11 protein-coding genes are annotated in these 14879 nt (G+C 42.5%); 5 read left to right on the top strand and 6 right to left on the bottom strand.

The genetic code is table 11. The features are described from left to right. Positions 1 to 7: 7 nt before the first annotated feature. The 5 genes from F7D47_RS03130 to F7D47_RS03110 form a co-directional block, all read right to left on the bottom strand. Positions 8 to 1981: a hypothetical protein gene (locus F7D47_RS03130; RefSeq protein ID WP_153084863.1), complete on the bottom strand. Its 1974-nt coding sequence runs from the start codon at positions 1979 to 1981 to the stop codon at positions 8 to 10. Then, positions 1978 to 2766 carry a CRISPR-associated endoribonuclease Cas6 gene (gene cas6, locus F7D47_RS03125; RefSeq protein WP_153084862.1) on the bottom strand — a complete coding sequence of 263 codons (789 nt, stop codon included), beginning with the start codon at positions 2764 to 2766 and terminating at the stop codon, positions 1978 to 1980. The genes F7D47_RS03130 and cas6 overlap by 4 nt, the downstream gene beginning before the upstream one ends. Positions 2767 to 3284: 518 nt before the next feature. Further along, the gene (locus F7D47_RS03120) at positions 3285 to 4562 is read right to left on the bottom strand and encodes an ATP-binding protein (RefSeq protein WP_153084861.1); all 1278 of its coding nucleotides are present in this window, start codon (positions 4560 to 4562) and stop codon (positions 3285 to 3287) included. Positions 4563 to 4798: 236 nt separating this feature from the next. Next, positions 4799 to 6067: an ammonium transporter gene (locus F7D47_RS03115; RefSeq protein WP_153084860.1), complete on the bottom strand. Its 1269-nt coding sequence runs from the start codon at positions 6065 to 6067 to the stop codon at positions 4799 to 4801. A gap of 101 nt (positions 6068 to 6168) precedes the next feature. Further along, the gene (locus tag F7D47_RS03110) at positions 6169 to 6525 is read right to left on the bottom strand and encodes a P-II family nitrogen regulator (protein ID WP_006849503.1); all 357 of its coding nucleotides are present in this window, start codon (positions 6523 to 6525) and stop codon (positions 6169 to 6171) included. Positions 6526 to 6976: 451 nt separating this feature from the next. Between F7D47_RS03110 and dapF the strand changes: the two genes are divergently transcribed. The 5 genes from dapF (at position 6977) to F7D47_RS14695 (ending at position 13116) form a co-directional block, all read left to right on the top strand. Beyond that, a complete protein-coding gene (gene dapF / locus F7D47_RS03105; RefSeq protein WP_153084859.1) occupies positions 6977 to 7822 on the top strand; it encodes a diaminopimelate epimerase in 846 nt (281 codons plus the stop codon). 255 nt (positions 7823 to 8077) lie between these two features. Continuing rightward, positions 8078 to 9310 carry an LL-diaminopimelate aminotransferase gene (locus F7D47_RS03100; RefSeq protein ID WP_153084858.1) on the top strand — a complete coding sequence of 411 codons (1233 nt, stop codon included), beginning with the start codon at positions 8078 to 8080 and terminating at the stop codon, positions 9308 to 9310. Positions 9311 to 9366: 56 nt separating this feature from the next. Next, on the top strand, positions 9367 to 11556 hold the full coding sequence (locus F7D47_RS03095; protein ID WP_022120370.1) for a glutamine synthetase III family protein: 2190 nt from the start codon (positions 9367 to 9369) through the stop codon (positions 11554 to 11556). Positions 11557 to 11849: 293 nt separating this feature from the next. Then, the gene (locus F7D47_RS03090) at positions 11850 to 12980 is read left to right on the top strand and encodes an ATP-binding protein (protein WP_194252583.1); all 1131 of its coding nucleotides are present in this window, start codon (positions 11850 to 11852) and stop codon (positions 12978 to 12980) included. Between the two features lie 7 nt (positions 12981 to 12987). Next, positions 12988 to 13116, top strand: a complete 129-nt coding sequence (locus tag F7D47_RS14695) for a PD-(D/E)XK nuclease domain-containing protein (RefSeq protein ID WP_228113350.1) — start codon at positions 12988 to 12990, stop codon at positions 13114 to 13116. A 142-nt stretch (positions 13117 to 13258) separates the two neighbouring features. On the opposite strand, the gene F7D47_RS03085 is transcribed toward F7D47_RS14695, so the two are convergent. Further along, a partial coding sequence (locus tag F7D47_RS03085; RefSeq protein ID WP_367383777.1) for a helicase-related protein occupies positions 13259 to 14879 on the bottom strand: 1621 nt, incomplete at its 5' end.

The raw sequence follows: 14879 nt of genomic DNA, 5'->3' as shown, positions 1-14879 counted from the left end.
ACATATTTTATTTATTAGTTGTATTGTTATTTGTCTCATATATCACGCAAGGACTGAAACAACCAGCAAGAAAGAACTTAAGCAATGTTTTCATTTTTACATTATTGCCGTATGCAAGTGTCTCTGATGCAAGTCTTTCAAACTTTCCTTTACGTTGGTCGTTTACTCTTATATCATGCTTGTAAATAGCTATAGACTGAGCTATTTCATCCTGTAGTTGAGGCGAAGTGCTTTTCTGCAAGTAAGGCTCAAGCATGGCATAAGTCTTGTTCTTTGCTTCGCTACGGTCTATAATGAATGATACAAGTTGACCAGCAGCAAAGGCAAGTTCTTCTGAACTATTGAGGGTTGCCTTGCCATTGGCAACGTCTCTAATTCTGTCTCTTAACTCTGTTACATTTTTTTCCATATTTTTATTGTCTAAATGGTTAAACATTCCTTGAAGGCTAAACCATAAATTTATCTTTCTTTTTATATTATTATTCCATTCACATCGATTCTTTATTATCTCTGATTTGATGTTCGTTAGAATTGAATTGAACATCATGTCCTCAAACATGTTCTGGGTTATCGCCTTTAAATCAGATTTATATATATAAGCGTATACAGCTTGCCTATATTTGAGGATTAAATTAACCATCAGGCTACCTCCTTGTATATACTCTGGCTTAGGAAGATCTCCAAAATAAGAACATGCGTAATCGTCATCTTTGATCTTGACCAAGGTATTGTTAAATATAATCTTTATCACAATTCTTTCAAAATCAAATATCGTCCTGATATTGATATCGGAATCCTTGTTGAAGACTTTATTTTCAAAAAAACCAGCATCTGTTACATTAGACACGGTTACAGGTTGACCAAGCTCATATCTAAACATTGGAACGAAATCAAAATCATTTAAGACCATCCCTGACCTTGTATTTGAATAGTTCAGAAGATAATAATCTGAAAGATATTTTTTATTCGTACTTGTAAAGAGGCTTTCTAACAACTGTCTGTACGATAATGGTTCCTTTTTATCGTTGAATATTTTCACGATAGCCGTATTTATTTCACGTTGGTCCACCACGATAGGGAGTGGATTAGGGAGACATTTCGATTTGCGTTTAAGCAACTTGTCCAAATAGAATAAAGCTATAGCATCGTTGATTGAAAACCTTTGGCTTATTCCATTCTTAAGATAACATGTTTGATGTTTCAAAAAAGGCTTCTTTTTATTGTATGCCGTAAGAAATTCAACTACTCCATGTTTTTTATCAGGAAGAAACTCCCCGTTGAAAATTTGCTGTTCAATATATTCTTTGTGTTTTTTTTCAATTTCTTCTATAGGAACACTTCTAAGATACAGATGAAGATAATCCTTTTCCGTTAATTGCTTATATGCCTTAAGTCTTTTCAAACACGAAATGATGTCCTTGAAGGAAGCGAAGAAACCTTCAATCTCCGCTTTATATTTATATGTTTGGCTATTGTTAGCCTCTAACATGTTTAGATTATAGACACGGATACAGTTGTCGTAATAATCATTTAGTCGGTCACTTACAACCTCAAAACGTTTATTCCGTATTAATTGATTATTTTCTTTTATTTTATCGTTGTTTGTTTTGTCTTTCTTTTTAAATGTCTTAATGCCATGAGATTGTTTATCTTTATCACTGAAATTAAAGTTGTAAGCTATTGCGAAAGGAGAACAAGAATGTATTTTCTTTTCCCCATCGAATCTCTTAACTTTATTCATCGTAATATATGTGGTTGCCTCTTGATACCTTATACAATCATCCCATAGTCGGATATTTTTATTTTTTCCATCGAAATAATCATAATCAATACCCTTCTTAAGGTCTTTGTTAATCCAAACACCTTTACTGTCAATATCTATAAAGACATGAAGTCCCTTATCAGGCTGACTTTTCCATTCCATAATGTCAGGAATGTCAGACATAAGGTCATTCATAAAATTGATTAATTCTCTTATCATATTGTTTCTTTCTTTATTTCAATAAATCCAAATCCCTGTGAACATTGTTCTCCGACTCCTCCTTCATAAGCTATCTTCATCAACTCTAAAGGTGCTTTCAGACGGAAGGAACAAAGATATCCACGTACTCTTGATTCGTATGGAGTATTGGCTTTTATTGTTATCAACTTTGACTTGACCTTTTTATCAATCAATTCAAATGAAAACTCCTTGTCTTCCATATCAAATGGCTGACCATGAATGCTCTCATATCTCGCCATCAATCCCTTTAATACACCTTCAGCGAACATAGGATTGTCAGGAGATAGATATTGAGTCTTGTTGTCTTCATGAAGCTTAACACAAATAGGAGACAAGGCTTGGAAAGTCATAACTCCGGACAAAGGCGGCATGGGCATAGCCTCTACTCCAACAACATCAAATGCAACTTGATATTTCCTATTGCCAATGGTAAAACTTTGATGAGCAAATATTCCTTGAATGAACTCCATGGTGCTTTTCTCTGGAATGAAACTAATGTACCAAGTAGCTCTTTCACCCATGATATTAAGACATCCTTCTTTCGGCAAAGGTCTTACCTTTTCAAAGATAAAAGGCGAACAGCAAAATAGCTTAAATCTCTTGCTTCCATTCAATTGATAACCATTTTCATGGAGCCATGACGAATATTGCGTATCAGCTTGCGCCAATATGCGATAAATGACAGCAGACTGCTCATACTGATAATTAAAGGGCAGCAAGTCACCATATTTTCTATCTATCTTCAAGGTTATTTTAAATTTCATAAATATTTGTTTTATGCACACAAAGTTAATAAAAAAACTTATACGTTGTTATTTTCTTTAAGAATTATTATACTAATATTTCATTTTATCCTATCGAAATGCCAGTTTAGCAAGTAAACAACAAACACCGACATTACCCTTACCTTCATGCCTTAGAATACCCACTTTTTGCATCACCGCCAAATCTCTTTTTACCACCCTTGAAGTCTCCGACATGGTTACCGACAAAGTCTCCGACATTTTTCTCCGACATTTACATCGGCATTACCGCCACATTACCGCCAAAACAATATTTGCACCGACATTTTACACCGACATTTACACCGACAAAACAGCAGCAACCTTCAGCGTTCACAGACCAACTGCAAATTGATTACTTTCCCCAAATTATCCCCAAAGAAAGAAGAATCAGGAGATTACAGTAAAAAAACGGTTTACACCTTATTATATAAAGATAGCACCCCGACCGTACTAAACATACAGTCAAGGTGCTAGAGTACAAAGATTCTGTATTTTGATTAATCTTTCAAACAACCAATTGGCACAACGTACACACCATCAGGTCTACGAACTGCATAACGAGATGTACCTGTCAGAACCATAAGGAAAGATGGGGATTTCATTTTCGTATCATCGATTTTAGAAGCCAAGAGCTTTAGATTCTTTGCTCCTTCTTCGATGTTCTTCTCACCACCCAATTTAACTTCTATCAGTCCATAATTCCCATTACGCAAATGAACTACAGCATCACACTCCAAACCATTACCATCACGATAATGATACACTGTTCCATCAATAGCATCGGCATAAACACGCAAGTCTCTGATACACATTGATTCAAAGAACAAGCCCATCGTACTGAGGTCATTCACCAAATCATTTGGACCTATACCTAAAGCTGCAACACCAATAGAAGGATCAGAAAAATATCGGGTATCCGAAGTGCGAATAGCCGTTTTACTTCGCAAATTTGGATTCCATGCTAAGGAATCTTCCAACACGAAGATTTTCTTCAAAGCCTCTATATAGGAAGCCACCGTATTGCGATTGGTGGCTACAACATCATTATTCTCCAAATCAGCACAGATTGTATTTACCGTTATCTGAGCACATTGGTTTCTTGCTAGAGAACGCAATATTCTTTTTGCTCTTTCCGGATCACGGCTCACATTATCTACACGAGAAATGTCAGAGTGCACCACGGCTTCATAATATCTATATGCCATATCAAGTGCTACCTCCTTACTAACCATCGTTGCCTTTGGCCAACCACCCCGACATATCAACCATGCCAAAGAATCAATGTTGAGAGGATTAGTTGCAAAAACATCTGCTACGGGATTGGCAAACAATTCTTCAAGACTGACTTCATTTGTAGAATCGCCAGATTCAGAAAGACTCATTGTTCTCATTGTCAACCATGCAAATCGACCAGTCCCTGAATGGTGAATTTTGCTTGTATCAACAGGGACTGCAGAACCAGTAAAGATGAATTGCCCTAGTTCATCTCTATGATCAACCTCAAAACGAGCAGCATCCCAAAGTTGCGGGGCTAATTGCCATTCATCAATAAGACGAGGCACTTCTCCTGAAAGCAACTTTTTGGGAGAAAGATTTGCAAGTTCCACATTCTGCTCCATGTATTCAGGATCATCCATATACACAACGCTTTTTGCTTGCTGTTCTGCAGTTGTCGTCTTTCCACACCACTTGGGGCCTTGTATCAAAACGGCACCACTCCCCAAAAGTCTCCGACTTAACATTTTATCTGCTATTCTTGCCTTATATTTCTTCATAATCATATTTTTTAAGCACCGCTGCAAAGATAATCAAAAGTTACTGAATACTAGCATTTTAAACGTTAAATTATGCAAGTTGAGGCATTTTTATTATGCAAGTTGAGGCATTTTCATTGTGCAAGTTGTGGCTATTTCATTGTGCAAGTTGAGGATTTCTCATAAAAAATGGTGTTTCATTCCTCAAAATGAAACACCATTGACCTAAATTTTATGCTGATAATCGAATTTCGCAATTAGTTGCTATAAGCACTCTCACCATGCTCGTAGATGTCGAGACCTTCCTCCTCTACTCGCTTGTCTACACGTACACCTACACTCTTATCTACTACCTTGAAGATAATATAGGTAACTACTACGCTGTAGATGATGCTTACCACGGTGGCTACAACCTGAATCCAGAGCTGATGCCAGTCGCCATAGAGGGCACCCTGTACACCTTCGGCTCCTGTTACATACTGAGTGGCGAAGACACCGGTGAGGATAGATCCCAGAATACCACCCATACCATGAACACCAAAGGCATCGAGGGCATCATCATACTTGAACTTCTCCTTTACTACAGCTACCATGAAGAAGCAGACGATGGTGGAAATGATACCGATGCAGAAAGCTCCGAAAATATCGGTACTGCCGGCTGCAGGAGTGATGGCTACCAATCCGGCTACAGCACCGGTACAAGCACCTACTGTAGTTGGCTTCTTGTTCACAATCCAGTCGATGAGCATCCAGGTGGTGGCTGCTGCAGCTGTTGCGATATGGGTTACGAGGAAGGCATTGGCTGCCAGACCATCAGCTGCCAATCCGCTACCGGCATTGAAACCGAACCATCCCAACCAGAGGAATGACATACCCATGAACACGAAGGTGATATTGTGAGGTGTGATAGGATGACCCGCACGGTAATCATCTCGCTTGCCTACACAAAGTGCCATGACCAGAGCAGCTACACCGGCATTGATATGAACCACGGTACCACCCGCAAAGTCGATGGCTCCCATCTCCTGCAGGAAACCGCCACCCCATACCCAGTGGGCCATTGGAAGATAAGCGATGATAACCCAGAGGATGGTGAAAAGTACATATCCGCTGAACTTCACACGCTCGGCAAAAGCACCGAGAATCAAGGCTGGAGTAATAAGGGCGAACATGCACTGGAACATTGCAAAGGTGAGTTCCGGAATGCCTGTAGGCATGATGGCATCCAAGCCGATGCCGTGGAGAAAACATTTATCAAAACCACCGATGACGCAAGCCAGAGGATTGCCCGAATCCGCATATTCCGTAGAAAAAGCCCAGGAATATCCGAAGGCTACCCATATCAGACTGACTACTGCCACGATGAATACCGTCTGCATCAGAATGCTCAGGATATTCTTCTGGCGAACCAGACCGCCATAAAAGAGTGCAATACCTGGGATTGACATCAAGAGCACCAAGATGGTTGCCATGATCATCCACGCTGTGTTACCCGTATCGAGTGTTGTCAACAATAAACTGCTCATATATATATCTTATAGTTAAATTAGAATACTAAATAATATTTATAAAAGATAAGTAAGAATGCCTAATTCAACATTCAACACTTAACATTAAACATTTTAAATTATTCCTCTTTCTCAGCATTATACAATGCGATATCACCTCGTTCGCCGGTTCGGATTCTGACGGTATCCAGTACAGGAATCACGAAGATTCGGCCATCTCCTACTTCGCCAGTCTGTGCAGCTCCCTGGATGGCTGCGATGGTTGGTTCCACGTTTTTATCACGAACTACAATATTCAGGAGCACTCGCTCAATGCTGCTCGTATCGTACATCACACCACGATAAATGCGGGCCTGGCGCATCTTTCCCTCTCCTCTTACATTATAATAAGAGAACCACTCGATGTCTGCTGCTAAAAGCGCCTTCTTGACATCCTCAAATCTAGACTTACGGATAATCGCCTCTATCTTCTTCATAAATCCTAATAATTAATAATGTGTTAATACTTTTATTGATTGTCTCTACTGAAAACGGACCATCTTTGATTGTCATTCAAATCAAGTCATCCTTTGCATTATGCTCGTTTTCGGCTGCAAAATTAATACATTTTGTCAGTATTTTAAAGAAAAAGCAAACATTTCGTTCCTACTTTTTATTGAATATTTTAAATTTATCCGGGCTTATCGCATTCTCCTTACAATTTGTAAGGCAGAAAGCATTTTTATAACACAAATTGTAAGAAAGCAAAAAATAATCAAGATTTCTGTATCTATTTTCTTGCATATCTCAACAAATCGTCGTACCTTTGCAACCGAAATCAAACAAATAGTCATCGAAACATTCGAAAGACTAGCAAAAAGTCAAATCTCAAAAGAGATAAGACATGAGAGATAAAAGAAGAGTATTCAAACATAAAGAACAACGCAGATGAAAGAAACAGTTCATTTTACAAAGATGCAGGGAGCGGGTAACGATTATATATATGTAGATACCCAACAATACGACATCCCTGACCCAGAGAAGGCGGCCATTGCCTGGAGTGCTTATCACACGGGCATAGGAAGCGACGGACTGGTTCTCATCGGAAAGCCGCACGACGGCAGAAGAGCAGATTATTCGATGCGTATCTTCAACGCCGATGGTTCAGAAGCGATGATGTGCGGCAATGCAAGCCGATGCATCGGTAAGTATCTTTACGAAAAAGGATTGACCCGAAAGGACACCATCCGACTGGAAACGCTTTCGGGTATCAAGATATTGAAACTTCATCTTCAGGATAATAAGAAAGTTGTGGAATCGGTAACAGTAGACATGCTGAAACCCGAACTTGAAAATCCTGAGCAATTCTTAGGCCCTTCGGTGCTCGAAGCTGACGGCAGAAAATTTGAAGGCACCTATGTATGTATGGGTAATCCGCATTTCGTTACCTTCGTGGATGACATCGACACCATCGACATCGCCCACTATGGTAAAATTCTGGAAAGAGACAAGGCATTTCCCCAGAGATGCAACATAGAATTTGCACAAGTAACTGACACAGACGCCATAAGGACACGAGTTTGGGAAAGGGGAAGCGGAATAACAATGGCTTGCGGAACAGGAGCCTGTGCCACAGCCGTAGCCGCAGCCCTTACCAACCGTACCGGCAGAAAAAGCAGTATCGTGATGGATGGCGGAACGCTGGAAATAGAATATAGCGAGGCTGATGATCATGTTTACATGACAGGGCCTGCAGCATTCGCCTTTGAAGGAGAAATCCAGTTGGAGGTTTGAGTGTTGAATGTTGAATGTTGAATGTTGAATTTAGCAGTACCAACAAAGTCTCTGGAGTGTTGAATGTGGAATGTTGAATGTTGAATTTAGCTGCACCCACAAAGTCTCTGGAGTGTTGAATGTGGAATGTTGAATGTTGAATTTAACTACACCCACAAAGTCAACATTCAACATTCAACACTCAACATTAAAAATAGACGCAAACTTAAATAACAAATGGTCGATAATGACCACAAATAAAAGGAGAAACAAAATATGGCATTAGTTAATGAACATTTCCTGAAGTTGGCCAACAACTACTTGTTTGCCGACATCGCAAAGAAGGTGAACGCCTACAAGATTGCACATCCAAAGCAGCGTGTAATCAGTCTGGGCATCGGAGACGTAACCCAGCCTCTCTGCCCTGCCGTCATCAAGGCGATGCACAAGGCTGTAGACGAGATGGCTGAGCAGGCTTCTTTCAGAGGCTACGGTCCGGAGCGAGGCTACGACTTCCTCCGAGAGGCTATCATCAAGAACGACTTTCTGCCACGTGGCATTCATCTCGACGCCAACGAGGTATTCGTAAACGATGGAGCCAAGAGCGATACGGGAAATATCCAGGAGATTTTGAGATGGGATAACAACATCGGCGTTACCGACCCGATTTATCCGGTTTATATAGACTCTAACGTGATGATAGGTAGAGCGGGAATCTTCGAGAACGGCAAGTGGAGTAACGTAACCTACATGCCTTGCGATGAGAGCGACGACTTCATCCCTCAGATTCCAGACCACCGTGTGGATATGATTTATCTCTGCTATCCAAACAACCCAACGGGTACGGTCATCTCGAAAGAGGAACTCAGAAAATGGGTAAACTATGCCATCAGAAACGAGAGTATCATTCTCTATGATGCAGCCTACGAGGCATATATCACCGACCCATCAATTCCTCATTCTATCTACGAGATTCGTGGAGCCAGAAAGGTAGCGATAGAATTCCACAGTTATTCGAAGACTGCCGGATTCACCGGTGTGCGTTGTGGTTACACCATCGTTCCTAAGGAGTTGAAGGCAAAGACATTGGGAGGTGAGGAAGTGGCATTGAATCCTATCTGGGACCGCCGCCAGTGCACCAAGTTTAATGGTACAAGCTATATCAGCCAGCGTGCTGCCGAAGCCATCTACACCCCAGAGGGTAAGGAACAGGTTAAGGCAACCATCAATTACTATATGGAGAATGCCCACTTCATGAGAGCAGAACTCCAGAAACTCGGCTTGAGAGTATATGGCGGTGAGAATGCACCTTATCTCTGGGTGAAGACGCCAAACAACACGCCAAGCTGGAAATTCTTCGAAGAGATGCTTTATGGTGCCAGCGTAGTCTGCACTCCAGGTGTCGGCTTCGGTCCTTCGGGCGAAGGCTACATCCGTCTTACCGCCTTCGGAGAGCATGAGGACTGCAAGGAAGCCATGGAGAGAATTGCCAAATGGCTGGGAAAATAAACGTTCCAACAGATTATAAAAACATTGAAAATCAGAAATTTTAAATTATATAAGGTATGAGCAACTTAAGATTTGAAGCTGTTTCAGAGGCTTCCAAGAGAAAGCCTGTTGAGGTAACCGCTCCTAGCGAGCGACCAAGTGAATTCTTCGGAAAGAAGGTATTCAACCGACAGAAGATGTACAAGTATCTCCCTGCAGATGTCTATGAGAAACTGGTAGACGTCATCGACAACGGAGCACGTCTCGACCGTAACATCGCCAACGCCGTAGCCAAAGGCATCAAGCAGTGGGCTGACGAGAATGGCGTAACCCACTACACCCACTGGTTCCAGCCACTGACAGAAGGTACTGCCGAGAAGCACGATGCCTTCATCGAGCATGATGGCAAGGGTGGTATGATCGAGGAATTTTCAGGCAAGTTGCTCGTTCAGCAGGAGCCTGATGCATCATCTTTCCCATCTGGCGGTATCCGCTCAACCTTCGAGGCTCGCGGTTATTCTGCATGGGATCCTACATCTCCTGTATTTATCATCGACGATACACTCTGTATCCCTACTGTCTTCATCTCTTACACAGGTGAGGCACTCGACTATAAAGCTCCATTGCTCCGTTCATTGCACGCTGTAAACGTAGCAGCAACAGAGGTTTGCCACTACTTCAACCCAGATGTCAAGAAAGTTATTTCTAACCTCGGTTGGGAGCAGGAGTACTTCCTGGTAGATGAAAGTTTGTATGCAGCACGTCCTGACCTGATGCTGACAGGCCGCACCCTGATGGGTCACGATTCAGCCAAGAACCAGCAGATGGACGACCACTACTTCGGCGCCATCCCAGAGCGTGTTCAGGCATTCATGAAGGATTTGGAAATCCAGGCTCTTGAACTCGGTATTCCTTGCAAGACCCGTCACAACGAGGTAGCACCAAACCAGTTTGAGTTGGCACCTATCTTCGAGGAGACCAACCTTGCCGTTGACCACAATATGCTCCTGATGAGCTTGATGAAGAAGGTAGCTCGCCATCATGGTTTCCGCGTACTTCTCCATGAGAAGCCATTCGCAGGCATCAACGGTTCCGGTAAGCACAACAACTGGAGTCTCGCTACTGATACCGGCATTCTGCTTCATGGTCCTGGCAAGACACCAGAGGATAACCTCCGTTTCGTAGTCTTCATCACAGAGACTTTGATGGGTGTATACAAGCACAACGGTTTGCTCAAGGCATCTATCATGAGTGCTACCAATGCGCATCGTCTGGGCGCCAACGAGGCACCTCCAGCAATCATCTCTTCATTCCTCGGCAAGCAGTTGACCGACCTTCTCGAGCACATTGAGAAAGCCGACAAGAAGGATCTCTTCACCGTAGCTGGCAAGCAGGGCATGAAGTTGGATATCCCTGAGATTCCAGAGTTGATGATTGATAACACCGACCGTAACCGTACATCACCATTCGCCTTCACCGGTAACCGTTTCGAGTTCCGTGCCGTAGGTTCTGAGGCTAACTGTGCATCAGCAATGATTGTATTGAACACAGCCGTAGCCGAGGCATTGACCGACTTCAAGAAGCGTGTGGATGAGTTGATTGCCAAGGGTGAGGACAAGACATCTGCCATCATCGATATCGTTCGTCAGGATTTGAAGACCTGCAAGCCTATCCGTTTCGACGGTAATGGTTACTCAGATGAGTGGGTAGAGGAAGCAGCTAAGCGTGGTCTGGACTGCGAGAAGAGCTGTCCTAAGATTTTCGAGCGTTATCTCGACCCTGCCACTATCAAGATGTTCGAGGATATGGGTGTCATGAAGAAGAACGAGTTGGAAGCCCGTAACGAGGTGAAATGGGAGACCTACACCAAGAAGATTCAGATTGAGGCTCGTGTAATGGGTGACTTGAGCATGAACCACATCATCCCTGTGGCTACTCACTATCAGAGCCAGTTGGCTAAGAATGTGGAGAACATGATTGACATCTTCGGCGACGAGGAAGGCAAGAAGTTGACAGCCCGCAACATCAATATCATCAAGAAGATTGCCGAGCGCACTCAGATTATCGAGACCGGTGTTGAGGAGTTGGTAAATGCCCGCAAGGTTGCCAACAAGATTGAGAATGAGCACGATAAGGCGATAGCTTATCATGACACGGTAGCTCCAAAGATGGAGGAAATCCGTTATCAGATTGATAAGTTGGAGTTGACTGTAGCCGATGAGCTCTGGACATTGCCTAAGTATCGTGAACTCTTGTTCATCCGCTAATCAGCAATGTCTTCAAGATAGATAAGACATATTTCTGACAGATAAAAAAAACAAAGCTCTAACAAGAGCTACTCTTCATCAGATATAACAATTGAACGATCAATCTATTTCTTTTATTGGTTGTTTAAGTTTGCGCGGAGTGTGGTTGTGAAATCACGCTCCGCTTTTTTATTTATCTAAACCAGGCTACCTAGAATGCAATAATCGTTGCAGAATAAATATTTGCATTTATGCTTGGCTAATTCAGATTTTCTTCGTACCTTAGCAGCGCAAAACGTAAAGTGCATAAGAATATGGCAAAAATAGTAAATAAATATCCTGTAGGAATTCAGACCTTTGAAGATATCCGCGAGAAAGGTTATCTCTATATAGATAAGACCAAATACATCGTGGATTTTAGAGAAAAAGGGATGAAATATGTTTTTCTGAGTCGCCCAAGACGATTCGGCAAATCGCTTTTTGCCTCTACCCTCCAAGCCTATTTCGAGGGAAGAAAGGAACTTTTCGAGGGATTAGCCATTGCAGATTATGAAAAGGATTGGGTGAAGCATCCTGTATTTCATTTCGACTTGAGCGGTGCCAAGCACATGAGCATAGAGCAACTGGAAAGATACCTGGCTGATATGCTTGAAGAGCAGGAGACCATCTGGGGCTACAAGACTCATCAGGTGGATGCAAACCTCCGCCTAAAAGACCTAGTGAAGAAAGCTTACGAGAAGACGGGCGAAAAGGCGGTTGTCATCATTGATGAATATGATGCCCCTTTGCTGGACGTAGTGCATGAAAAAGAGAACCTGCAGCCGCTTCGTCGCATCATGCAGAACTTCTATAGTCCTCTGAAGATGCTCGACCCATATCTGGAGTTCACTTTCATCACGGGTATCACCAAGTTCTCGCAGCTCAGCATTTTCAGCGAACTCAACAACCTCGACAATATCAGTCTGTTCGACCAGTATTCAGCCATCTGCGGCATCAGCAAGACAGAACTTACCACGCAGATGAAACTGGACATTGAAGCTATGGGTGAAGCACTGAATATGACATATGAGGAGTGTCTGAAAGAGCTGACGCAATTCTACGACGGTTATCATTTCAGCAAGAAATCAGAAGATATCTTTAATCCGTTCAGCCTGGTAAAGGCACTGAATGCAGGCAAGATTGCTTCTTACTGGTTTGGTTCCGGCACGCCGTCCTTCCTCTTGAAACTTCTTGATAAGTATCATGTCAATCTTTCTACTTTAGAGAGTCAAGAGACAGTATTGAGTTCCTTCGACCAATCTACAGAAGAAATGACAGATGCCTTGCCATTGCTTTACCAGAGTGGCTATCTGACCATCAAGAAATATGAGCCGATGTTTCAGGAATATACCCTGGGCATCCCAAACAAAGAGGTACGCGACGGACTGCTCAATTCATTGATTTGATGAAGCTTTGGCTCAGATAGACGAAAAAGGCTACATGTTGCCTTATCATTCTGAAGGTAAGCGACTGGTTAAAATCGGTATCAGCTTCGACAGTACCCAGAGAACTATCAGAGATTGGAAAATAAAGGAAGAATAAAGAAAAAAAGCCGAACCAGAAGCTATATCCAGCTATCTGTTTCGGCTTTTATTTTACTTCATATTGAACTTTATCTTCTTCATTGCCATTTCAAAAAGCAAAAATCCTTTTTACCTTTTTACTCTTTTACCTTTTTACTTTTTTACTCTTTTACCTTTAAAAGATTGATTGTCTGTGTTTTACCCGTGATGCCTGTTACCACGGCGATTCCATTGTCACGAATCTCCACCTTCTCATATTTGGCATCAACAATCACTTTTCCTTTCAATGTCATAACGCCCCAATGTCTGGGAATCTCTTCAAAGGCGCAATAGGCACCAACAGGTTGCGCTATACTGCAGTAGAGGGGTGGCACGACAACTTTACCATCTACCTTCACGCCCCATTTCTTTCCTGCTTGGTACAATTCCACATGTCCTGCTTCTGACTTCTCATGCAAAAGAAGCATCTCGTTTGCTTCCATTTCCTTTTTTTGCAACATCGCCTCATGATAGTATTTCTTGCCAAGGCGAGGCATCACAAAATTCAAATCTTCATTTTCATTTTTTGGATGATTGCATCCTATATAAGTCTTCTTCAAATTTGAATCCACCAGGTAGTAGTCCTCTTTGCTGTCCATAACCACGATACTTTCACCATACAGGACTGCACATAACCAATACACATGTTCGTAATCATTACGTAGGAAACATACATTCCTGCTCTCTTCATTGCTCATGCGCATCTTCCCTTCATCACCCTCACAATAGTACCATACCTGACAACCGGGAGCAGAAGGTCTGAATCTGAATATCATATAGTACCCATAATTCAGAAAATCATATTGTGAAGGATGATAGGGCAGAGAAAAATCTTCTTGGGTTCGAGACATGAAGATGTCGTTATATTCTATAAACTCCCATCCTTTTATGTTGACAACATGGGGAGCTTCTGCTACGTTAGTGCCATCGTCGATGACAGCTTTTGCCAACAGGTCATAATAGCATTTCGCCTTTCTGCGAGGTCGGTAGAACAGGATGTTGCCATCCAACAGCTTCATGTCATAGTAATCGCCTGGCTCCAGTACCTGTTCTCCTTGTCGGTTCACTACCGTCATCTTTCCATCAGGCAGCTTGATGATGGCAAACTCCCCTTTGCTATCTACAAACTCACGATACTGTATCGTTTGGAGCAATTCTTCATGGCTCATCACCATCATCATTTCCGAGTCTGGATGAATCTGAATATCGTCTTGCTTCTCGTTCATCAGGAAAAACTCTCTATCCTTCGGAGTCTCCTTTTTCTTACCAACTTTCAGCTTTCCCTCGAACATAGCATTCCAGTTCCATACTTGCGAAGGCAACCCGAACACCCGATATAGTCCCACATTATCTATAATTACGCAGCTCTTCTTCCCCTTAGCTACTCGCAATCCACGTCCCACCATCTGCAGATACTTGGCAAGTGACAACGTTGGTCGAGCCAACTGTACAAACTCCACATCCGGGCAATCAAATCCCTCCGAGAAGATGTCCACATTCACCAATACTTGTATAGGAGCAAGCCCATCAGCAGGTCGCAAGCAAGTAGCACCAAGCCTATCACCAGCCCCATCAGCAAGTCCATCAGCAGCCCGCAAGCAAGTAGCACCCAGTCTATCGCCAACTCCATCAGCAGCCCGCAAGTAAGTAGCACCCAGGCCATCACCAGCTCGCAAGCAAGTATCAGTAAGGCGGTCCCATCCCGCACAATCTGGCGAGACCTTTGATGGTCCGCCAACCTTA

The sequence above is a fragment of the Segatella copri genome, from assembly GCF_009494835.1.
Classification (GTDB): Bacteria; Bacteroidota; Bacteroidia; order Bacteroidales; family Bacteroidaceae; genus Prevotella; species Prevotella copri_F.
The sequence above is the reverse complement of the archived record's forward strand: the minus strand, read 5'-3'. Positions and strand labels throughout refer to the sequence as shown.